Origin of the sequence: Methanofollis ethanolicus (genome assembly GCF_001571385.1) — an archaeon.
GTDB classification, from domain to species: domain Archaea; phylum Halobacteriota; class Methanomicrobia; order Methanomicrobiales; family Methanofollaceae; genus Methanofollis; species Methanofollis ethanolicus.
Window position 1 is genome coordinate 1733049 of sequence record NZ_BCNW01000001.1, and the last position, 21821, is coordinate 1754869.

A 21821-nucleotide genomic window follows, 5' to 3' on the forward strand; every position below is an offset into this window, starting at 1 on the left:
ACGATTCCATACCGGGGATACCTGATGGAGCACCGCCCGTTCTACGCAGTCCGCCCCCTCCTCCCGGTCTACCCGGAGCCTGAGGAGCCGTCGCCCGCACGGAAACGCTGGGTCCTGGTCCAGGACAGTTCCGTGCTCTTGCAGAGCGACCCGGCCCCCGGCACCGTGCTCATGCCCGACCCCCTCCCCGCCGGTCTGGCGTGCGGTGCGCCGGTGTACCTCGGCACCCGCGACGACCTCGTCTACTATGCGGCCGAGGTCCCGGCCGGTGCCGCGCCGCCGGGCGACTGGCAGCCGTCGCCGGTCAGGGAGTTGTCCGGAAAGGTCCCGGACGGCGACATGGCCGTCGCCTCCTATGCCGTGCGGATCCTCGACTTCGACCGGTCGACCGCCTTCTGCGGGAGGTGCGGCGCACAAACCCGCCCGCTCACGACCGAACGGGCGCGGATCTGCACGGCCTGCAGCCACATCACCTACCCCAGGATCTCCCCGGCCATCATCGTGCTGATCAAATTCGGTGAGGAGGTCCTGCTCGCCCGTTCCCCCGCCGCCCCGCCCGGGGCCTTCTCGCTCATCGCCGGCTTCAACGAGCCCGGCGAGAACCTCGAGCAGACCGTCCACCGCGAAGTCGGCGAGGAGGTCGGCGTTGCGGTGCAAAACCTCCGGTACTTCGGGAGCGAGCCCTGGCCGTTTCCCGATTCGCTCATGATCGGCTTTGTCGCAGATTATGCCGGAGGAGAAATCCGGGTCGACGGCCGGGAAATTGAAGATGCACGGTGGTTTACCCGCGACACCCTGCCCCCTGTTCCCCGGAGGGCGAGCATCACGCGGGCGCTCATCGAGGCCTGGATCCGGCGGGAGGTCTAAACGCCGCCGGGTATCACGAACGAAAGGAACCGAAAGGGTTTCTTCCTTGAAACGAACTGACGGAGACAATCAGAACCGGTCGGATCCCCCCAGGGGTATCAGTCGGCGCCAGCCCGGACCGGCGGACCCTTTCAGATCCGGCGTCGTGAACACCGGCACACGAACGGGAGCATCAGGATGGGAACAACAGAGAGAAGACAGCGAGAAAAAGAGCAGCGAAAGACCGCGATCATCGATGCAGCCGAGCGTCTCTTCTTCTCCCGGAGGTACGAAGACGTCTCCATGGACGATATCGCCCGGGAGGTCGAACTGAACAAGGCGACGATCTATCTCTATTTTAAAAACAAGGAGACGCTTTTCGCCACAATCGTCCTCCGCGGCGTCGAGATCCTCAAGGAAAAATACCTGGCATGCATGGGAACACCGGCCCCCGGCATCGTCAAAGTAGCCCTGATGGGCCAGGCCTATTACCGGTTCTCGCAGGAATACCCGGAGTATCTCAGACTGATCCACTTCTACGGGTCCGAGCGTTTCTCCGGAGAGAACCCCTATACCGCAGAGATCGGAAAGGGCTACGGCACCTGCCGCCGGATCCTGCGGGATGCGGTCCAGAAGGGCATCGACGACGGGACGATCCGGGACGATCTCGACCCGTTCCTGACCTCGATGTACCTGATGACATCCTTCATGGGCATATTGTCGATGGAAAACAGATGGAAACTGGCGATCGAGGCGGAGGGGTTTTCCTACGAGCAGTTCGCCGGTGAATTCTTCAGGTTCATCATGCCGGCGCTTTCTCCCGGCGAGGGTTCCCACAGGATGGACGTCAGGGATTTCGCGGCGTTCGGGTTCCATGTAACAGAACCTCCGGCGCAGGAGAAGAAGAAAAGGCCGGAACCGTAACATCGCGGGGAGAATTCCCCGTCCTTCCGGGTTTTGGACCACCGCCGTTTAATAACCGGGACTGCATAATTCTACGGCAATGGATCTTTCATTCATCTTCACCATGCACGAGGGACTGCCCCGCCAGGGGCCGGGCAGCAACGAGTGCACGAGAAAAGCGTTTTCGATGCTGAAGGATCTCCCGGACCGCCCGGAGATCCTGGATATCGGGTGCGGGTCAGGGATGCAGACGATCGAGCTCGCCCGGATATGCCCGAACTGCCACGTCACCGCCGTCGACATCCACCAGCCGTATCTGGACGATCTGGCCCGAAAGGCGGCAACGGCCGGGGTGGGCGACCGGATAACGACGGTGCGGGCGTCCATGGACGATCTGCCGTTTGAAGATGCAACCTTCGACGTCCTCTGGGCAGAGAGCTCTATCTTCGTTGTGGGGTTCGAAGAGGGACTCAGGTCGTGGAAGCGGCTTCTCCGGCCGGACGGCTCCTTCTGCCTCACCGAGGCGGTCTGGTTCACCGATCACCCCTCGCCGGAGGCGGCGGCGTTCTGGAACGAGAGTTACCCTGCGATAAAAATGGTCCAGGAGACCTCTGCGATCGCTGAGAGTGCCGGCTACGAGGTTGTCGCAACCTTCCCGCTCCCCGGATCGGCGTGGTGGGATGATTATTATACGCCGCTCATCGAACGGCTGCCTGACCTGAAGAAGGCGGCTGCCGGCGATCCCGACGCGGAAGCACTGGTCGCGTTCTCGGAGCGGGAGATCGAGATGCATCGGGAGCACGGAGGCGAGTACGGCTACCAGTTCTTCATTCTGAAGAGACACTGAACCCGTATATCTCTCTGCTCAAAACAGAGTGGGACGCCACCGGTCATCATTTGCCATCACCCCTCCCTGACCCCCTCTCACTATCACTATTTTCAACGGCGGTACCCTCTACTTCGACCCTGTAGACACACCATTGTTCGCATGTGATCGCCATGCAGAAGAGACCGCAGTCGATGATCGCGACCACAAAGCACTTGGCGCATTGTATGCCACCCCTTTTACGGAGGAAAGGTTGTCTCATGAACCAGTCCACTTCCCGGTGCGGAGAGCAGCATCGCTCTATGCTTAAAGACCTCGGCTGGACGGAGGAGCACGATATGGCATTCTCAAAGTACACCGGGCCGTATGTGCCGGGCCGCGTGGCCTGCCGGCAGAAGACCGTGTGGGACGTTCTCGTCGACGGCGGGTCCGTCACGGCCGGGATCTCCGGAGCTCTGCGGAAACTCGGCCGCTTTCCCGCAGTCGGGGATTTCGTCGTAGTGCTCGACCAGCCGGAGGCCGGCACCTCGACGATCGTTGATATCCTCCCGCAAAAGACCCTCTTTGCACGGGGGACATCGGGGCGTGAAAGCACCGACCAGGTCATTGCGGCGAATATCGATACGGTCTTTATCGTCACGGCCGCCGGTCATGACCTCAACGCCCGCCGGATTGAACGATACCTCGCGATCGCCCACGCATCCGGTGCCCGCCCGGTTATCGTCGTCAATAAATCCGACCTGGCGGACGACCCCGCATCGCTCGCCGAAGGGATCGCTTCGGTCTCTCCCGGCATCCCGGTCATTCCGATCAGCGCCGTGAGCGGAGAGGGTGTCGACCGGCTTGACCCGTACCTCCCGCCGGGGACAACGGTCGCCCTCATCGGTTCGTCGGGCGTCGGCAAGTCCACCCTGATCAACCGGCTCATGGGCTGTCCGGTGCAGGAGACCTCGCACACCCGGGACTATGACGACAGAGGGCGGCACACCACGACCGTCCGCCAGCTCTTCGTCCTGGAAGGCGGGGCGCTCATGATAGACAACCCCGGTCTGCGGGAGGTCGGCATCGGTACGGCAGCTGCCGGTATTGCCGATACATTCCCCGATATTCTTGAACGTGCGGAGGGCTGCCGGTTCTCGGACTGCCGGCACGAGCAGGAGCCGGGCTGTGCGGTGCAGGCGGCCGTGAGGGACGGGACCCTCTCCGCAGCACGGCTGGAGAGTTTCCACCGGCTCATGCGGGAGCTCGAATTCGAACGGGATAAAGCGGAGATCGGGCTGGCGAGGCTAGAGAAGAAGCGCTGGAAAGCAATCGGAAAAGAGGCGCGGGATATCTGGAAGATAAAAGGGAAGTAACGGCTCCGTAGAAACCCTCGCGGGAAAGTACTTCCTGAAGTGATAGGGGAAAAATTCTGTTCAGAAGTGCCTGGTCCGGGGGGGCTGCCGCTCGAAAAACTACGTTTTTCTCGACTCCCGTCGGTCGCCCTCCCAATCCCCCTGCCATTAAGATAGGGGCAGGGATGGCCTCCTCCCCCAGGACTCCTACCCTTTCTTCCCGGGACCAATCCTGAGAGGGGGTCCGGGGGCTGCGACCGAAGGGAGCATGAGAAGACCATCAGGTCTTCGAGTGTAGTCCCCCGGCGAACGGGAAGGCAGAGGATCAGCACGCACTATCAACCGATGGAGGAGCATTTCTACAGAGCCGAAGTAACGGCGATCCGGTGCAGCACCGACTGCAAATCGGACCCGGCATCTCCCGGCGGGAAAGGAGGGCCTGTCCGGGTTGCCGACTGCACCCCGTATGGCCAGGATACGATCACGCACCCTCACTCTGTCGGGATCAACCCCTCCCCCTCCACCACCTGGTGCCTCTCATAGTTCCGCCGCACCGCCCCCTCGGCCGAGTTCGCATAGCAGGAGAGGCAGAGGTGGGGGCATGTCGAGTAGGCGCCGATGTCCTTGCTCCGGATGCAGCCGCAGCTCTCCCTCTGCCCTCTGTCCTTCAGGCTTTTTGTGGGGACAATCCCCCCGAAGAGGTCGCGCTGCGGCGGCGGGCCCAGGAACGCCGTCAACTCTTTATCCTCGGGAAAGAGACGCCTGAGGAGGCGGGCGTCGATGCACCTGTTCTTCGCGACCTCGTACGCGGAGAGGTCCATCTCTTCGGCACAGGTGGCGAGGGCAAGGCCCCAGTCCCTGTTCAGTGCGGCGAGGCCCTCCGCGAAGGCCCGCATCTCCTCAGGCCGAAACTCGCGGTAGCTCCCGCCGAGACGCCGCCGCACCGCACGGTAGGCGTCGATGTCGGCAAAGCTGAAGACCAGGCGTTCTGTCGAGGCGTGGACGCGGTCCCCCACCCCCTTCACCCGTGCAAGGAGTCTCTCGACGGTGAGGTCGTCGGAGAGGAGGAGGGGGTCGAAACGCCAGATCACGCGTTCCTTCCCCACCCTCTTCGCAAGCGCCCGGAAGGTCTCGACACGCTCGTCGAGAGGGGGCAGGCCGGGTTCGAGCCCCTCCCTCTCGTCGTCGTTGAGGGTGTACTGGACGTAATAGTGGTACCCCATCCTCTCGATCTCGTCGAGGCAAGGCATCAGGGGGGCCGGGTCCTTCGTCCAGAAGACGAACACCCGCGTCTTTTCAAAGGAGACCTTCCGGGAGAAGTTCCTGTTGAAGGGGTTCGTCCAGACCGCATAGCCGGCCCGCAGCCTGTTCATGAGCCACTCGTTATAGAATGCCGGGATGTCCGTCGCCCGGCTTGCCGAGATGATCACGGGGCGTTACCGTCTTCATGCCGTCGCGAAAAAAGAGTGGAGCCTGATCTCAGAAATATGTCCCTGTCTTCTCGAACGCCTCCCTGCGGTCGTGCGCCATCTGGTACAACTGCTCTTCCACCTCCCGGTCGCCGAGGACATACCCCTTCCAGACATCGGTGTTCGGGTCCTCGGGCACAACGATGATCCCCTTCTGCTCCGAGACCCGGTCAAGGATGAAAGCCGCCGCTTTCCCGACAGGATAGGCGTCGTCCGGGACCCGCAGGTCGCCGTGGGTTTTGCCGTCGATGCTCTTGTTGAAGATCGCGGTCGCGATATTGGCCGGGCAGATGGTCGAGAAGTGGATCCCCTTCTCTGCAAACTCGTATTTCAGGCACTCGGTCATGCCGGTCACCCCGAACTTCGTGAGAGAGTAGAGCGCCTGGAACGGAGGCGGGATGATGCCTGCAATCGAACTGGTGTTCACGATATGGCCCGACCCCTGCCTGAGCATGACCGGCACCGCGAAGTGGACGCCGTAGATGACGCTCCAGAGATTGGTGTCGATGATCGTCTTCCAGTCCTCCAGGGTCGCCTGCTCGAAGGGGAGGGTGCCGCCCACCCCGGCATTGTTGAAGAGGAAGTCCAGTCTGCCCGCTTCCGCCGCCGTCCCCTCGATGCCCTTCTGCACCTGCTCCTCCTTCGTCACGTCCATGACGAGGGTGCGGACGCGGTCCCCGTACGCGGAGAGGTGCTCCGCCGCCTTCGCGACCTTCTCCCGACTCCGTCCGGCCAGGTAGACGACCGCCCCCCTCTTCAGGAGTTCCTCGCTCACCGCATACCCGATCCCGGAGTTCGCGCCGGTGACGATAGCGATCTTGCCGTTGTAATACTCATCCATGGTTTTCACCTCTCATTCGATGACCCTCGCGCCCATCGCACGAAGGACGGCCGTCCCCTCCGTCAGCACCGCCTGCGTCACCCTCTTCATGGGGAGGGCGGCGAGGCTGTTGATGATATGGTACTGGGCCGGGTTCTGCATCGGCGTCTGCTCTGTCCACCGGAGTGTGCCCGTTCCCGCCAGGGCCGACTCCACCTCCATGCCCTGGGGGTAGAGGACGAACTGGCTCACCTCCGCTCCCGGCGCCCCCACCTTCGGGATATACCGCCACCCGATGGTGTTCATGGACGCCATCTGCGACTTCACGGCGTCCAGGCCCTCGCCCGTTACCGGCCCGGCGGCCTCGAAGTCCAGGGTGAGGAAGGTGTTCCCCTCGTAACTGACCGTCGTCGCATAGTGCGGCCGAACAATGTGCAGGTCTTCGATATCCGCATAGATCTTCGGGATGCCTGTCTGCTCCCGCCCGCCGAGGATGGGGGCGGTCTTGTTCTCCCAGACGACCAGCGTGTACGCACCGTCCAGGCGGTCCTTCTTCCCGTGGAACCTGACAGGCGCCGCCACATTGATGAGGTTGTACTGCCCGCCCTGCATCCAGTTGATCTCGGTGAACCTGTTGAAACTCACCTGCACCTCCGGGGCCAGGAGTTCGAAACCTTCGGGGATGTAGTTCTCCAGACGGTCTCTCTCGGTTTCGTAGGTGAGGGTCAGGGCCGTCGATCTCTGCGTGACAAGCGTTGCAGGATCGAATGTGCCGCCGCCGAAGTGGACCGGCATCAGGTACGTGAAGTCGTTCTGTGGTCTGAACATGGTGTCCCTATCCGTCAATTATTGCCAGAGCACATATATTTTTTGAATTATTCCTGTATGACCACATGAATTTCAAAAATACCCGACATGCGATCTGTGCAGATGGAATCACCGGGTGTGCGGTCGAAACCGGATCGGACGGTCAGAACGAGGGCGGGGGCAGGAGAGAAGAAAGGGTCACGTGCCGGCGATGGGAAAGGTGCGACCAATAACACAACAGATAAATACACATCGAAGGATACACTGAACATTTATCCAGCAGGGAGCATTCGTACGCCTGTTGCCGGAAAAATCCCAGGGGGGAGATGCATTTGGTGCTTGAAGGCCAGCAGAAGGAAAAAACCTCTTCGACGCTGCGAGAAGAGTCGGACCTCTCCTTCGAGGTCGTCATCCTCCTCGTCTTCGGCGTCTTCATGCTCCTCTTCGGCCTCCTCCTCGTCGGCATCCACACGGGAGACCTCCCCTACACGCCTGACAGCACGTACGGTCTCTTCCTGGTCATCGTCGCCTTCCAGGTCGTCACGATGGGGAAGACGCCCTTCGGCGACCTCCGCCGGTCGTGGGCGGTCGTCGTGCTCGGCATCTGCACGGCGGTCGTCGGCATGGTCGCCTGTTTCATCCCCGGCACCCTGACCACACCTGTCCGCGTCCTGGTCGGCGTCCTCCTCGCCGGCGGCGGGACCGCCCTTCTCCTCCAGCTCTTCCTCGCCGAAGGGAGGGCGCGGACGTGGCTGAAGGTGCCCGGCGTCCTGCGGCACCTGACTCTCGCCTGCACCTCTGTGTACCTGCTGTCGGTCGCCCTCGGCCTCGTCACCCTCCTCCCCGGCATCACGACCGACCCGGAGACGGCGGTGCTCCTCCTCCTCTACGGTGTCTTTTTCTTCTATCTCGCGTGGAGCATCCAGAAGGCGGCGAGGGCGTACCCCCGGGGGGAGACATGACGCCCGACGGCCCGCGTGCAGGAGGCAGGTGGAGGATTTTCCGGGACGCCTCGGTCTCCCTCCCGGTCGCCGTCGTCCTCGTGGTCGCCACCCTCCTGGTGCTCCTCGGCCTCCTCCTCCTCCCGGTCAACCTGGGGGCGATCCCCTTCTCCCCTGACGGCCAGCTCGGTCTGCTGATGGTCATCATGGCCATCCAGATGATGGCCCTCGGGGAGACGCCGGTGGGCCAGTACACCCGCTCGTGGCTCATGGTCCTGATCGGGGCCGTCTTCGCCGCCCTGGGCGTCGTCTCCTGCATCGTGCCGGGCGTCCTGACCGACCTGCTCAGGGTGCTCCTCGGCCTCCTGAACATCGTGGGGGGCGGCGTCCTCCTCGCCGGGCGGTTTCTCCCGGTGCTCCGGGGCGGCGGAGACATGACGGCCGGGCCCATCCCCCCTGCCCTGAAAAAATTGCTGGTCACCCAGACGGTGCTGAACCTCGTTGCGATCGCCTTCGGCATCAGCATGCTCGTGCCCGGCCTCGTCTCCGGCATGGTGATCGCGGGCGTCGTCGTGGTCAACGGCCTCCTCCTCTTTGCGCTGGCCGGGATTTTGATGGGGATAGAGTAGGGTGTCATGACGGTGCATGCCGGATGCATCAGTTTTTATCACGCGAGCGAACGGATGCGATGCCTTCCCCCTCGTTTTCGCCCGGGGACTTTTGCCCCCTGACAGCGAAAATCAAAGATTATCTCGACTCCCGACTCACGGAGATTATTTCGATCACCTTCACTCGTGCAGAAAAAAAGCAACACCCGTGTCCACGTATTTTTTTATGTGGCGGGCGATAACCCCTACAAGAAGTGCAGCGACGATTGTTCCTTCCCTGACACCTTCCAGATCAGAGAAAAGCGCAATCGAAAGGATGACCCCCAGCGTGACAAGAGTCACGTCAAATCCCAGTTTTGTGAACCCAAATTCGGTTTTGAAAACTTTTACGATAGCGGTAATCGCACCCTCCCCTGCAACCATCACGACACGGGGGGCCACTTCCATGCAGACCCCGACGGCGATCAGGGCGCAACTCACGAGCAGGAAAATCCACCGCATCAAATAACTCGTCGGCGTCAGACCTCCGGCCAGCCACAATGTCAGGTCGGTGAATGCCCCGAAGACAAATGCAACGGGGATTTGAAGTAACTGAACCAGTTCAAACTCATTTCTCAGAAGGACGATCTGTACTGCAATGAAAGAAATATGGAGCAGGATCGTAAAGGTCCCCATCGTCATAGGAAACTCCAGACTGAGAATGTACGGCACACAGGAAATAGGTGAAATGCCGATATCGGCGCGTGTTGAGAGGGCAACGCCAAGTGCCATGATGAAAATCCCGGTTGCAAAAATAAGATATCTTTTGAACAAATGATCCGGCATCATAATGCGTCTGTTGGCAATCTATATAGCCGTCTCATTGCATTGACGTCTCCTTTCCATCCATCTTCTTTTTCCGATCTCTATGCAGTGTGCTGGCCGGGATTTTTTCGTTTATTTCCACAGACAAGAGCACGACCAAAAAGGGCGTCCTCTCCACCGACAACAATGTCTATTACTCTCCGGGAAAGGATGCACGACGGTGACAGAGATGAAAATCGTCGCATTCAACGGGAGTCATATGGCTCAGGCCCCAGTCGGCCACCTTTGGCACGCCGTTTTTCAGCATGATGTTCTGGAGTTTGAGGTCCCGGTGGACGATGGACCGGACATGGGCGTACTTGAGCCCTTCACAGACATTAAAGAGGAGCCCGGCAGCCTCCTCACATGCCATCGGCCCGTCCGCGTCGGCGAGGGAGGAGTCGCAGAGTTCCATCTCGAAGTAGGGCACAGGCATGATATTGTAATCGTAGACCGTGACGATGTTTTCATGGTCCAGTTCTGGATCGCGTTCAGGAAGCCATGTACTGCGGCGACCTCGTCCTCATGAACTTCAGGACCGGGGACAGTGCGGCGGCATATATGTACGCCTCCGACCTTGTCCGGTATCTCGAAGGGGACATGCAGGCCTCTGCCCGCGACCTCGCCGACCAGATCAGGGTCAGGGTCGAGAACCAGATCCCCGCGGTCCCGGAGGAGATCCTGAAAAAAGCGGAGTTCATCGTCCACAGGATACACTATGGGGAGATTGACACTTTTTGAGAAGATGTTTCGGAATATGATCCCGGGAGGTCCCCCATATCTCCATACCACAGATGCAAGAGAAAAAACGCGATTGCAGGCCCCTACATATCCCCCACCCCGAGCAACCACCTCCAGAGGGGGACACACCGGTCTCGACGTCTCTGCCGCTCCACCAGGGGTTCAAGGGGGTCGGCCACGACATTTTGTAGGGTTATAACCCGGCGTAAATCTCTATTTTTGTAGGGTTATAACCACTCAAAAACCGGGGTATAACCCCTCACACTCCGCGGCCCACACCTTTATCACCCCCCTGCATCGATCGCAGACCGGTGGACCACATGAAAATCGTCGCATTCAACGGGAGCCCGAAGGGGAAGGAGAGCAACACGCACGTCATGGTCGGCGCCTTCCTGGAAGGGGCGGCGAAGGCGGGGGCAGACGTGGAGAACGTCTTCCTCGCGGAGAAAAAGATCGATCACTGCCTCGGGTGTTTTCAGTGCTGGGCGTCGCCCGCGGCGGAGTGCGTCCTGAAGGACGACATGGCGGAGTTGATCGGACTGTTCTCCTCCGCCGACATCGTCGTCTTCGCGACGCCCCTCCACAACGACAACATCTCCAGCCGCCTGAAGATCTTCATCGACCGCCTCCTCCCTCTCGGCAACCCCTATTTTGCCGTGGACGCGGGGGGAGAGACCGTCCATCCCAATAGGGGCGGGGAGTGCCCGACGTTCGTGATGATCGCAAACTGCGGTTTTCCGGAGCAGAGCCATTTTCAGGTGCTCAGGCTCCTCGCGCAACGGATGGCGCGGAACTACAAGACAGAGTTCGTCGCCGAGATCTACCGGGGCGGCGGGGCGTGGCTGACAGAACCGGCCGCCGCGGAGGTGGTGGCGAGGTACACGGACCTCGTGAGAGAGGCCGGGGAAGAGGTCGTGGCGGCAGGGCGACTCTCCGAGGGGACGAGACGGCGCCTCGAAGAACCCCTCATCCCGTCGCCGGACTTTGCCGGGATCTATCGGCAGGCGGTCAACCGCTACTGGGACGAGGCCCTCGGCGGACGGAAGCAGGCGTGAGGAGGACATAGAGGTACTCGTCCATGACGACGCCGTCCTTCGTGACCGCCGATTTGTGGGCCGCCTCCCGTATGAACCCGCACTTCTCCAGCACCCGCATCGAAGCCGGGTTGTTCTCGAATATCCCGGCCTGCAGGCGGACGATCGGGAAGAGGTCGAAGGCCAGAGGGACGACCGCCCGCACCGCATCGGTCGCGATCCCCCTGCCCCGGTACTCCTCAGAGAGCCAGTACCCGATCTCGGCGGTCCCGCGATAGACATCGAGGAGCGGGTGGATGCCGATGCCGCCCACGGCCTCGCCGTCCACCTCGATAGCCAGCATGAGGGCGGAGGGGGTGTGCGTCGCCATGGCGATGAAGGTCTCCGCGTCCCTGCGGGTATAGGGGTGGGGGAACGCGTCCCGCATATGGCAGGCGACCGCGGGGTTGTCGGCATGGCGGGCAAGGGCGGGGGCGTCAGCGGGTGTCCAGTCGCGGAGGACGGACGAGGGGGTTTCGCAACGCATACGGACTTCGGGTGGGAGTTCATCCCGCATAAACCTTCCACGAAAGGTTTCCCCGGAGTGATCTCTCCCGCGATGTCCGGACGCCGTCACAAACCGCGAAATAAAAAAATCCTTAATACTCCGCCGGAGAAACGCTATCGATGACACCGTACGACCCCGCCTCCCCGTCGACAGCACGGAGAGAGGTGCTCCTCTTTCTCCTCCTCACCCTTGCCCTGAGCAGCGTCGGCTGGGCCCTCACGATTGGCAGCACGACGCGGGAGAGCGTCCTCCTCTTCACCCTCGTCACCATGTGGTGCCCCGGCATCGCCGCGGCCCTCACGCGCCTGTACGTCCAGCGCGACCTGAAAGGCTTCGGCTTTCGCGTCGGCGATCTCCGCTGGCCTCTGGTCGGGATAGTCCTCCCCATCGCCGTCGGCCTCCTGATGTTCGGCGCCGTCTGGGCGAGCGGCGTCGGCGCGTTCGACACCGAGAGCGCCGCGACGGTCTTCAGCCTCGCCTTCGTCCCCGCCTTCCTCGTCTCCATCCTCTTCAACCTCTTCGCCGCCGCCGGGGAGGAGATCGGGTGGCGGGGCCTCCTTGTCCCGGAGATGGCGAAGTTCATGGGCTTCACCGAACTCGCCCTCCTCTCCGGCGGCATCTGGACGGCATGGCACTTCCCCATGATCCTCTTCTCCAGCTACCACGGCGCCGGCCCCCTCTGGTTCTCGATCGCCGTCTTCATCCCCTCGGTCATGGGTGCCGGCCTCGTCCTTGCCTGGCTCACCCTGAAGTCCGGGAGCGTCGTCCCGGCCATCCTCTTCCACGGCTTCTGGAACTACTTCATCCAGCAGTTCTACCCGGCCCTCACCGTGCAGACGGCCGGGACGGAGATGATCCTCGGCGAGTTCGGCTGGGCCTCCCCGGCGATCTACGTCGTCCTGGCCCTCGTCTTCTGGCACTACCGGAGCCTCCTGCCCGCGACCGGAAGAGACTCTTCCCGGAAAGAGCCAGGAACGCAGACGGTCTGAGAAGAAAAATGAATAGCCGCTCCCCTGTCAAAAAGGCAGGGTACACATCGAGGCCCCGATACACTCTGCACCGCAGGGCCATGACGGCCCTCCCGCAGGTGTTCGCCCCTTCAAGGAAGAGAATGTTTTTCACCGACTGTAGAGTGTTTCTTTTATCCCCCTTCTCTCTCCACCCCCCGGGACAGGGACTCCCAAGATGCATCCTTCATCCCGGTTAAATTCGACATTCAATCTATTAAACTGCAAATTACGAGAAATGAAAATCGTAAAATCTATATTTCAAGAATTCATCTGATATACTATGGCTCTACTCGACATGCTGAAGAACCGGAACCAGAAAGCAGAACCCGTTCCGGTCGAGTCTTCGAAACCTGAGTGCTATATATGCAGGCGGTCGGAGGAGGACATCGCCGGACTGACGACCGCGATGACGGAAGAGGTCGACGTGAAGATCAGTCTTCTCCGCGACAAGATCGGATCGAAAAAGGACGAGGTCGTCCAGTATTATCAATCGATGATCGATCACCTTGCCGGGAACGAATACCTCGATTTTAAGATCGAGACAATAAAAACCGACATCCCTCAGTTCGGCAAAAAGATCCCGAACGTCAACGAGATCATCCTGAAAAGCCGCTCCGACTCGGAGACCGTCCAGGCCGTCGCGGAGAGGTTGAGAGAGTCAATACAGCAGATCTCCACGGACCCGGAGTACGACATCAGTCAGGACCGCCCGGAGATCCAGGAGGCCTATGACGAGATCCGGTCTCTCGAAGAGGAGAGAGACGCGATCGCCGACGCCCTGGCGATCAGGACGAGAGTGCTGCACACCGCGAAGGGAGGGCAGGTCACGGTCCACCTCTGCGGCATCTGCTCGGCCCTCCTGGAGAGGCCGCCGGAGAACTGAGAGCGCCCTCTCTCAACCACAGGGGTGAAATAGGCGGTGCGTTCCATCTATTCCCGACCCTGAGAGTGTAAGCATGGCGGCACTGGACGATTTTCTCGGACCCCTGCACAGCGGCGTATGGGAGGTGGAGGTGCCGAAATTTTCGGTCACCGAACCCCTCGGTCCTGCCTGGATACAGTCGGCGATCAACGTCCCGACGCCCGGCACGATAGCCAGTTACCGGAAGGGGCGCTACCATGTGCACGAGACCTCCACGGAGTGGAAGGTCCACCTGGACCGCTACGACCCGGCGGTCCACCCGCTGATGCACCTGGTGGACGACGCCCCCCTCGTCTTCATGATCGCCGCAACCTTCGTGGCGCTCGTCGACACTGTCCGGAGGACGGACGCCGCCGACACGAGAGCGGTCCTTGAGGAGCAGACGACCGCCTGGCAGATGCTCGTCCTCTTCGGCCTTGCCGGCATGACAGCAGGGGCGTCCGTCGTCCTCCGCCCGATCGTCGCTTTCTCGGCGATCATCCACATCCTGCTCCCCCTCGCCCTCCTCGTCCTCGGCGTCCTGATCGCCGGGAAAGGTATGGGATCTGGGCCGGTCAGGATCGTCTCGGGCCGGCGCCTCCTCGCCGGTGCGGTCGTGGCCTTCATCGGCGCCATCTCCTACGCCCTCCCGGTGCGGGTGTGGGGCGTGACCATCTTCGTCCTCATCGGGATATGGGGACTGGGGAGTGCGGTCGCGACCTTCAAGCGCGTCTCCCGCGGGCGCACGGCCGTCCCCGAAGGATTGTACACCTGGTGTGCGGTCGGGGGCCTCTCCCTCCTCCTCGCCCTTCTGATCGTCGTGACGCCGGTGGCCTCGGTCGCCCTCCTGACGATCGTCCTCGGGGCGATCACATTCCTTGCCGGTCTCACGCTGGTGGTGAATGGTCTGCGCCTGCGGGAGAGGACGAGGCGCCGGTGAGGGGAGGCGCCTCCCGCGTCGGGAAAAAGAGGGAGGCGTACCTCTCCGCAACGCGGGGGGGGAGAGAGGGTTTCTCCGCGTCAAGCCACGCGTAGAACCCCGCCATCGAGCGGGCGGGCGTCCGCATGCTCTCGAAGGCCAGGTCGCCCCCCCTGTCCAGGACGATCTTCAGGTACGCCTCCTTCTCCCGCATCTTGAAGTAGACGACCGGGGTGTACGCCGGGATATCGAAGGCGATCACCGCCCTGCAGAACCTCCGGACCACATCGTCCGCAGAGAGGACGGCGTCCTGTATCCTCACCCCCCGGTCGCGGAGCATGGTGCGGACGCCCGCCTCGTCCAGGGTGCCGAGCATGATCTTCTTCGAGAGGGGGTTGACGACCGACGCAACCGCGTCCATCCCGCCGTCCGTGCCGGAGAGCAGGGCCCGAACGACCCTCTCCCGGGTGCCGTCGTGGGCCCCCCTGTAGTCGAAGGGGCGCGTCGGGCGGAAAGAGGTGAGGCTGACGGCCTTCGGGTGCGGCCCCGGCCTTTCCGGCCTCCTCCGCAACGACCCCTCGTAGATCAGGTCCCTCATCTCCTCGACCGGGTGCGTGATCAGGACGAGGCAGGCGGGTTCGGCCGCGATCCTCTGGATGCTCGCGTACTGCGAGACGTCGACCGACGAGACCAGGACGAAGGGCACGGTTTTCTGCCCGAGCAGGGTGCCAAGCAACCTCTTCTTGTAGCAGACCTCCTCGTGGAACGTCTTCAGGCCCATGGCCGAGGTGATCACCTCGACAAAGCCCATGTCCCCGCGGTCGTCGACGAAGAGGAGGTCCATCTCGGCGATCGTCTGCCCGTTCCCCCGGACCGTCAGGTTTCCCTTCTCCGAGTAAAAAAATCCGTTCTGGCCGGGGTGCGGGGCAACGTGGGGTTCCTGCATGTCGTCCCCTTTCCTGACGATGGAGTGTATGAGGTCGGCCCGGAGGGAGAGGTCGAGCATGATCTCGTACACGAGGTACTCGTACCAGCTCCCTTCGGCCCCGCGCTGGACTGCGTAGTCCCCGGAGAAGAGGTTCCATTTCTCATGGTATCCCAGGTGGCGGAGGGCCCTCTGCGCTATCGTCTCATCGAAAAAGTCGCGGGGGAATGCGTCGTCCAGCCAGGTCAAAAAATCCATTTTCAGATGAGAGAATGGCCCCGGTGACACATTATCGTTTCTGTTGTGCCAGGGAGGGGCGGGCCTTCTCCTCCGCAACAGGTATCAGGGGGCAGCAGGATACTCCCCGGCATGGTGGGGAGTGACGATCGGCAGACGGCCGAGTCCACGATCCGAAAGGTCGCCGGGCTCTCTCTCGCCGTGAATGCCGGTCTTGTCGCGGTGAAACTCGTCCTCGCGGGGGCCTCCGGGAGTCTTGCTCTCGGGGCCGACGCGGTTCACTCGTCCCTGGACGTGCTCGCGTCTCTCGCCCTCCTTGCCGGCATCTGGCTCTCGTCCCGCACGAGCAGGGAGTTCCCCTACGGCCTCTACAAGGTGGAGAACATCGTCGCCGTCGTCATCTCCCTCCTGGTCTTCCTGACGGCCGGGGAGATCGCGGCCGAGGCCCTCGCCGGCGAGACGGCGGCCCTGCCTGTCAGCGGGTGGGTGCTCGTCGCCGTCGCGGCCCTGGTCTCTGTCCCGTACCTGCTCGGCACCTATGAGGTGCGGGTGGGCGACGCCTGTCACTCCCCGAGTCTCGTGGCGGACGGGAGGCAGCACAGGGTGGACGTGCTCGCGACCTCGGTGGTCTTCTTCGCCCTCCTCGGCCGGAACGTCGGCCTCCCCCTCGACAACCTGGCGGCCCTCGTGGTCGCCGCCTTCATCGCGTATGCGGGGTGGGGCATCCTCAAAGACAGCATGCGCACTCTCCTCGACGCCTCGGTCGACCACGGGACGCGGGACGTCATCAGGGCCGCGGTCCTGGCCGACCCGATGGTGATCGGCATCAGGGAGTTGACAGGCCGGAACTCGGGCAGGTACATCTTCGTCGAGGCGACCGTGGCGATGAAGCAGACCGACCTTGCAGAGGCGGCGCTGGTGAGCGACCGCATCGAGGCCAGGATCCGGGGCCTCGTCCCCAATGTGGAGAGGGTGGTCATCCACCCGGAACCCGGGGAGAGGGCGTGGGTGCGCTATGCCGTCCCCCTCGACGACCTCGAGGGCGCGGTCAGCCCCCACTTCGGGGAAGCGCCCTATTTCGCCCTCCTCGACATCGGCGTGAAGGAGAGGAGGCTGCAGAGGAAGGAGGTCATCGCGAACCCGGCCGTCGGGATGGAGAAGCAAAAGGGTCTCCGTGCGGCGGAGATGCTCCTCCTCCACAAACCCGACGTCGTCTTCTCGCGCCAGTCCCTCGCGGGGAAGTCGCCGGAATATATCTTCGCGTCGGGAAGGGTGCGGATGAGGACGACCGACGCGGCGAGGCTTGCCGATCTCGTCGGGGAGGTCGAGGAGGAGGTGCAGACTCTCTGAAAAAACGACTTCGCCGGATCCGGATCGAGCCGCAAGCATTATTACTAATCCAAATTAGTACTAATCATGATTAGGGTTTTTGTCGACCGGGTGGAGGAGCGGCGCATACTCGACGAGGAGTGGCAGAAATCGCGAGGGCGGATGATCATCCTGTACGGTCGGCGCCGCATCGGGAAGACCAGGCTCATCACCGAGTTCGTGCAGGGGAAAAGGGGCATCCTCTCCTTCTCCGAAGACGTCGCCGCCCAGATCCAGATCAAACAGTTCCAGGCGGAATGCGCAGCCTTCTTCAACGACGACCTCCTCGCCTCCCTCACGATAGAGACCTGGGACCAGATCTTCACCTACCTCGCCCGAAAACCCCTCACAGAACGGGCCTACCTGGTCATCGACGAGTTCACATATCTGATCAAAAACGACCCCTCCATCCTCTCGGCTCTCCAGAAAGCCTGGGACACCGCTCTTTCCGGATCGAACTGGTGCATCCTCCTCTGCGGTTCCATGCTCGGTCTCATGAGTGACCTCGCCCTCTCGGCCACCTCCCCCCTCTATGGGCGGCGGACAAGGGACATTCTCCTGGAGGCCCTGCCCTTTGCCCATGCAAAGACATTCCTCGACCAGCCCTTCCCCGACGCCCTGCGGACCTACCTCACCATCGGCGGCATCCCCGAATATCAACTCAAGGCAGCTGACTACGGTTCGTTCTCAGCATTTGTCGAAAGGGAATTTTTCTCCCGCTTTGGCTACTTCTACCGTGAGCCCTACTTCATCCTCTCGCAGGAGTTTCGGGAACTCAAGACTTACCAGTCGATCCTCCATGCTATCGCGGACGGCAACACCGCACCGGGAGCCATCGCACAGTTCTGTGGCATGGACGCACGCCGCATCTACCCCTACCTTGAGGGCATGACCCGCCTCGGGATCGTGGAGCGCGAGCTGCCTCTCCTGGTGGACACCAGGCACGGTGTCTACCAGATAAAAGATACACTCTTTGACTTCTGGTACTCCTTCGTCTTCCCGAACAGGGAGAGGATCGAGACCGATGCCTTCCACCCCTCTGCCTCTGACATGGACCGTTACTTCGGGAAGCGTTTTGAGAGGCTTGTGCGCCAGGAGGTCGTACCCGGCATCCTGCCCGGCAGCCGTATCGGCCGGTGGTGGTGGAAGGGCGAGGAGATCGATGTCGTGGCGGTCGACGAACAGGAGCACAGCATCGTCTTCGGGGAATGTAAATGGGGTGCTCTGGACCGGCGTGACGCGAGAGGGGTGCTCGCCCGCCTGGAGGCGAAGGCGGAGATGGTCAGGCACGATCGATACCCGAGGGAGCGCTATCTCCTCGTTGCAGGCAGCGTGGAGGGGAAGGAAGACCTGCGGGACGAGGGCTACCTGGTGTACGACCTGGCCGACATCGAGGTTTTCGTGAGGGAAGAGTGACGGACCCCGCACGCCGCTGCCGTCTCCTCGACCTCGTCCTCATGTGACATCACCATTGCACTATCAGGATTTTATCCGGACATAGATCGTTTTAGAACCAGAACTCCTGAGATCTTTTTCTTGTGTTTCAAACAGGTCGATCGCCTTCACGAGGTCCCCGAGTTTTTTAAAATGATAATTCCTCGGATCAAAATCAGGGGCTTTTTTCTGGATGTTTTGCCCGACCAGTCCGAGGTGCGCCCATCCATCTTCCCCGGAAGAGTCTTCTATGGTGTCTGTCAAGAGCCGGATCAGTTCCTTGTTTTGCACCAGTTCGTTTTCCGTGGGTCGTTCTATCTTCGGGATGCCGGCTTTATCACTCTCCTCCAGGACAGGCCGCAGGATCTCCGTATAGATAAATTTGTCACAGGCCTCGACAAAGGGTTTTGGCGTCTTTTTTTCACCGAAACCATAGACAGTGAGCCCGGACTCCCGGATCCTTGACGCAAGCCGGGTAAAGTCACTGTCGCTCGAAACAATACAGAAACCGTCCATCTTTTCGGTGTAGAGAATGTCCATCGCATCGATGATCATGGCGCTGTCGGTGGCATTTTTTCCATTCGTATAATTAAATTGCTGAACCGGATGAATGGAGTATTCTAAAAGAGCTTCCTTCCATCCCTGGAGTTGAGGGGTGGTCCAGTTGCCATAGATCCTTTTCACATTTGCCGTGCCGTATTTTGCAACTTCATCCAGAAGACCTTTGATTATGCCGGGCTGGGCATTATCCGCATCGATGAGAACAGCCAATTTTTTCTGGGGCTCTATTGGGCGTGCGATGTACTCCACGACAGTGCAAGAACCATGGAACACGATAATATTTCCGATTTTGTTTTATTTTTACAAATGGTAAACATATATCTCTCGTATGCCTGTTTTGTTGGGCCTGAAACGCCATTTTTTCCTGCGTGATTTGGCGCCATTTTCACTCCGATACAAAACCCCAAATCAGGCAGGTCTGAAAATACGGGGTTTAACACCTGCCATTAAGCGCATGAAAAACAGAATCAGATGGCAGAACGACGAGATCAGGGGGGGAGTGGTCCCCCCTCCCGGTGGTTCTCCCCTCACGCCAGGGCAGGCACCCCGTCGGCCCAGGTCTCGACCGCGGCGAGGACGGCATCGTCCTCGTAGGACGAGATGCGCACGGAGGTGCGGGTGAGGGTGACGGAGTACACCTCGCCGTCGGGGTCGTGGCACCGGAGGCGGCACGCGTACGCCTCGCGGTCCGGGTCGGCGACCGCAGACCCACCGATGGCGGTCTCGAGTGCGGCGTTGTTGAGGACCTCGGTCTTCGCCGCGGTGAACCCGGCGAGGGTCGGGGCACGTGCCGACGCGGTGCCGACGACCTTGCCGACACCGTCCTCGTAGACGATCCGGGCCGTGTAGGCCTCGCTCGCCTTCTCGACGGCGGCGTGGGACTCGCCCGCACTCTCCCACGGGGTGCAGCCCCAGGGGTTGTTCGTCAGGATGTCCTGGACGATGCCGTCGAAGGTGGCGGCATCGGCGATCGGCACGGAGAGTTTCCGCACCGACGTCTTGTTCGTGGTGGACAGGGTAAAGTCTGCCATTTTTTCTTGTCTCCTGCCTGGAGGTCCCGGGTCCGTCGCAGGCATATCTTCATATTACCATAAGTAATATCAATCTGCCTTAACCGCGACTCTCTCCTCAGGAGATGACGATGGCCGAAAACCTGCGGGAGAAGATCGTCGAGACGAACAGGGACGTGGACCTGCCGGACCCTGCGGAGGATGGAGGAGAAGGACAAGGAGATGGAGGGGCGCCTCCGGGTGCTCGAAGGGTGGCGGAGCGAGGCGGCGGGCGAGGAGAAGAGGGAGAGGCCGATCGCCGCCGGGGCCGTGGCGATCGTGCTGCAGATGCTCGGCATGGGGTGAGGGCCCTTTACTTTCACGCCCCGCCCGACGCCCCCTTTTATATTTCCTTTTGCATGGACTCACCCATGACACACGCCCCCCTCATGAGCGACCAGACCCTCTTCCGCGACCCCGACCTCTTCGAGATCACCCACCTCCCCGAGGTCTTCAACTACCGCGACACACAACTCGAAGACCTTGCCTTCGCCCTGCGGCCTGCCCTCCAGGGCACCCTGCCCCTGAACGCCGTCCTCCGCGGCACGCCCGGCACCGGCAAGACCACCGCTGTCAGGCTCCTCTTCGCCGAGGTCGAGGAGACGACGCAGACGGTGGTGCCCGTGCTCGTCCCCTGCCAGACAGAGAAGACGGAGTACGCCGTCTTCTCCCGGATCTTCACCGCCCTCGTCGGCCACCTGCCGCCGCCGTCCGGGGTCTCGACGACGCGGCTGATGGCCGGGATCGCCCATGCCCTCGCGGAGAGGGGGGCGGTCCTGGTCGTCTGCCTGGACGACGCCACCTGGCTCCTCCCCGACGGGACGCTCGACAGTGTCCTCGCCCCCCTCCTCAGGATGCACGAGGCCTGGCCGGGTGTGCGGACCGGCGTCGTCCTCACCCTCTCCTCCCCGGAGACCGACCTCTCCCGCGCCCTGGACCCGGCCACCCGCTCGGTGCTCCAGGCCTCGGAGGTCCTTTTCCCCCCGTACACCGCGGCGGAGGTGCGGGGCATCCTGGGGGACCGGGTGAAGGCCGGGCTGTACCCCGGGGTGATGCCGCCCGCCGTCCTCGACCTCGTCGTTGAACGGACGATGGCCTGCGGCGACCTCCGCGTCGGCCTGGACCTGGTGAAGAGAGCGGTGCGTGCCGCCGAGGGGGCGGGGCGGACAGAGGTGACGGCCGGGGACGTGCTCGCAGCGTATCCGGTCTCGAAGCACCTCCATGCGGCCCTGGCGGTGCGGTCCCTCACGGCAGGGGAGAGGGCGGTGCTCGACGCGGCCCTCGCCCTGGAAGGGGAGGGCGGGACAGCGACCTCGGGGCAGGTGTACGGGCGGGTCTGTGATGAGATGAGTTATACCGCGTTCCACGAGAGGGTGCGGAAGCTGGAGGCGCTGCGCCTGGTGGATCTGGCGGTGTGGCCGGGGCGGGGGAGGACGCGGGTGGTCGTGGTGCGGGAGGGGGTGGAGGAAGTGGTCGCCCCTGTTTCGGCAGGTTCATCGGGGGTGGCGGCGAGGTGTTCTTCAGGAGTTGCTGACGATGAAAAACGTCGATATGAAACGGGACGGTGATATGTTGGTGATCACGGTCGACCTCTCGAAGGATTTCGGGGCGTCGAAGTCGGCCGGGTTGAACGAGACGTCGGCGTGCCAGGTGCCAAACCCACCGTGGGCGTTGACGGCCCTCTCATGTCATGGCCTC

The 21821-nt window shown here is 62.0% G+C and carries 24 protein-coding genes; 15 read left to right on the forward strand and 9 right to left on the reverse strand.

What is annotated here, in order from left to right; genetic code table 11:
* Positions 1-24 precede the first annotated feature (24 nt).
* The 4 genes from nudC (at position 25) to rsgA (ending at position 3930) form a co-directional block, all read left to right on the forward strand.
* Positions 25-867, forward strand: a complete 843-nt coding sequence (nudC, locus tag MEFOE_RS08535; RefSeq protein WP_067051056.1) for an NAD(+) diphosphatase — start codon at positions 25-27, stop codon at positions 865-867.
* A 177-nt stretch (positions 868-1044) separates the two neighbouring features.
* On the forward strand, positions 1045-1770 hold the full coding sequence (locus tag MEFOE_RS08540; RefSeq protein WP_067051059.1) for a TetR/AcrR family transcriptional regulator: 726 nt from the start codon (positions 1045-1047) through the stop codon (positions 1768-1770).
* Between the two features lie 79 nt (positions 1771-1849).
* Entirely contained in the window at positions 1850-2596 is a 747-nt protein-coding gene (locus tag MEFOE_RS08545) for a class I SAM-dependent methyltransferase (protein WP_067051062.1), read from the forward strand.
* A gap of 281 nt (positions 2597-2877) precedes the next feature.
* Positions 2878-3930, forward strand: a complete 1053-nt coding sequence (rsgA, locus tag MEFOE_RS08550) for a ribosome small subunit-dependent GTPase A (RefSeq protein WP_235809595.1) — start codon at positions 2878-2880, stop codon at positions 3928-3930.
* Positions 3931-4400: 470 nt separating this feature from the next.
* Here the strand turns inward: rsgA and MEFOE_RS08555 are convergent, their stop codons facing one another.
* The 3 genes from MEFOE_RS08555 to MEFOE_RS08565 are packed head-to-tail and all read right to left on the reverse strand — an operon-like array spanning position 4401 to position 7026.
* Positions 4401-5339, reverse strand: coding sequence for a DUF1848 domain-containing protein (locus tag MEFOE_RS08555; protein WP_083523399.1), 939 nt, complete (start codon positions 5337-5339; stop codon positions 4401-4403).
* A gap of 49 nt (positions 5340-5388) precedes the next feature.
* On the reverse strand, positions 5389-6219 hold the full coding sequence (locus MEFOE_RS08560) for an SDR family oxidoreductase (RefSeq protein WP_067051068.1): 831 nt from the start codon (positions 6217-6219) through the stop codon (positions 5389-5391).
* A 12-nt stretch (positions 6220-6231) separates the two neighbouring features.
* The gene (locus tag MEFOE_RS08565) at positions 6232-7026 is read right to left on the reverse strand and encodes an acetoacetate decarboxylase family protein (RefSeq protein ID WP_067051071.1); all 795 of its coding nucleotides are present in this window, start codon (positions 7024-7026) and stop codon (positions 6232-6234) included.
* Positions 7027-7331: 305 nt separating this feature from the next.
* On the opposite strand from MEFOE_RS08565, the gene MEFOE_RS08570 reads away from it, so the two are divergent.
* Together MEFOE_RS08570 and MEFOE_RS08575 are read left to right on the forward strand one after the other, a co-directional pair.
* A complete protein-coding gene (locus MEFOE_RS08570) occupies positions 7332-7967 on the forward strand; it encodes a hypothetical protein (protein ID WP_083523400.1) in 636 nt (211 codons plus the stop codon).
* Complete coding sequence (locus MEFOE_RS08575) at positions 7964-8575, forward strand: hypothetical protein (RefSeq protein ID WP_067051077.1); 612 nt, start codon at positions 7964-7966, stop codon at positions 8573-8575. Before MEFOE_RS08570 ends, MEFOE_RS08575 begins: the two co-directional genes overlap by 4 nt.
* Before the next feature lie 159 nt (positions 8576-8734).
* On the opposite strand, the gene MEFOE_RS08580 is transcribed toward MEFOE_RS08575, so the two are convergent.
* A complete protein-coding gene (locus MEFOE_RS08580) occupies positions 8735-9382 on the reverse strand; it encodes a YczE/YyaS/YitT family protein (protein ID WP_153015912.1) in 648 nt (215 codons plus the stop codon).
* Positions 9383-9551: 169 nt separating this feature from the next.
* A complete protein-coding gene (locus tag MEFOE_RS08585; RefSeq protein WP_268872636.1) occupies positions 9552-9875 on the reverse strand; it encodes a protein kinase domain-containing protein in 324 nt (107 codons plus the stop codon).
* 23 nt (positions 9876-9898) lie between these two features.
* On the opposite strand from MEFOE_RS08585, the gene MEFOE_RS08590 reads away from it, so the two are divergent.
* The gene (locus MEFOE_RS08590; protein WP_067051082.1) at positions 9899-10138 is read left to right on the forward strand and encodes a hypothetical protein; all 240 of its coding nucleotides are present in this window, start codon (positions 9899-9901) and stop codon (positions 10136-10138) included.
* A gap of 320 nt (positions 10139-10458) precedes the next feature.
* On the forward strand, positions 10459-11193 hold the full coding sequence (locus tag MEFOE_RS08595; RefSeq protein ID WP_153015913.1) for a flavodoxin family protein: 735 nt from the start codon (positions 10459-10461) through the stop codon (positions 11191-11193).
* Here MEFOE_RS08595 and MEFOE_RS08600 read toward each other — a convergent pair.
* Complete coding sequence (locus MEFOE_RS08600) at positions 11147-11698, reverse strand: GNAT family N-acetyltransferase (RefSeq protein ID WP_067051088.1); 552 nt, start codon at positions 11696-11698, stop codon at positions 11147-11149. The two genes, MEFOE_RS08595 and MEFOE_RS08600, sit on opposite strands and share 47 nt — an antisense overlap.
* Positions 11699-11838: 140 nt before the next feature.
* On the opposite strand from MEFOE_RS08600, the gene MEFOE_RS08605 reads away from it, so the two are divergent.
* The 3 genes from MEFOE_RS08605 (at position 11839) to MEFOE_RS08615 (ending at position 14570) form a co-directional block, all read left to right on the forward strand.
* Complete coding sequence (locus tag MEFOE_RS08605) at positions 11839-12708, forward strand: CPBP family intramembrane glutamic endopeptidase (protein ID WP_067051091.1); 870 nt, start codon at positions 11839-11841, stop codon at positions 12706-12708.
* 301 nt (positions 12709-13009) lie between these two features.
* The gene (locus tag MEFOE_RS08610) at positions 13010-13612 is read left to right on the forward strand and encodes a hypothetical protein (protein WP_153015914.1); all 603 of its coding nucleotides are present in this window, start codon (positions 13010-13012) and stop codon (positions 13610-13612) included.
* Positions 13613-13685: 73 nt separating this feature from the next.
* Positions 13686-14570 (forward strand): DUF308 domain-containing protein, encoded by an 885-nt coding sequence (locus tag MEFOE_RS08615; protein WP_067051097.1) that lies wholly within the window; start codon positions 13686-13688, stop codon positions 14568-14570.
* Here MEFOE_RS08615 and MEFOE_RS08620 read toward each other — a convergent pair.
* Positions 14518-15732, reverse strand: a complete 1215-nt coding sequence (locus MEFOE_RS08620; RefSeq protein ID WP_067051100.1) for a hypothetical protein — start codon at positions 15730-15732, stop codon at positions 14518-14520. The two genes, MEFOE_RS08615 and MEFOE_RS08620, sit on opposite strands and share 53 nt — an antisense overlap.
* Before the next feature lie 111 nt (positions 15733-15843).
* On the opposite strand from MEFOE_RS08620, the gene MEFOE_RS08625 reads away from it, so the two are divergent.
* Positions 15844-17061, forward strand: coding sequence for a cation diffusion facilitator family transporter (locus tag MEFOE_RS08625; protein ID WP_067051103.1), 1218 nt, complete (start codon positions 15844-15846; stop codon positions 17059-17061).
* 66 nt (positions 17062-17127) lie between these two features.
* Positions 17128-18495: an ATP-binding protein gene (locus MEFOE_RS08630; protein ID WP_067051105.1), complete on the forward strand. Its 1368-nt coding sequence runs from the start codon at positions 17128-17130 to the stop codon at positions 18493-18495.
* Between the two features lie 63 nt (positions 18496-18558).
* On the opposite strand, the gene MEFOE_RS08635 is transcribed toward MEFOE_RS08630, so the two are convergent.
* Together MEFOE_RS08635 and MEFOE_RS08640 are read right to left on the reverse strand one after the other, a co-directional pair.
* Complete coding sequence (locus MEFOE_RS08635) at positions 18559-19323, reverse strand: NYN domain-containing protein (RefSeq protein ID WP_067051108.1); 765 nt, start codon at positions 19321-19323, stop codon at positions 18559-18561.
* 278 nt (positions 19324-19601) lie between these two features.
* Complete coding sequence (locus MEFOE_RS08640) at positions 19602-20105, reverse strand: hypothetical protein (protein WP_067051111.1); 504 nt, start codon at positions 20103-20105, stop codon at positions 19602-19604.
* 180 nt (positions 20106-20285) lie between these two features.
* Between MEFOE_RS08640 and MEFOE_RS08645 the strand changes: the two genes are divergently transcribed.
* Together MEFOE_RS08645 and MEFOE_RS08650 are read left to right on the forward strand one after the other, a co-directional pair.
* Positions 20286-20429: a hypothetical protein gene (locus MEFOE_RS08645; RefSeq protein ID WP_328585449.1), complete on the forward strand. Its 144-nt coding sequence runs from the start codon at positions 20286-20288 to the stop codon at positions 20427-20429.
* Positions 20430-20494: 65 nt separating this feature from the next.
* Entirely contained in the window at positions 20495-21691 is a 1197-nt protein-coding gene (locus MEFOE_RS08650) for an ORC1-type DNA replication protein (protein ID WP_067051114.1), read from the forward strand.
* Positions 21692-21821: the final 130 nt, after the last annotated feature.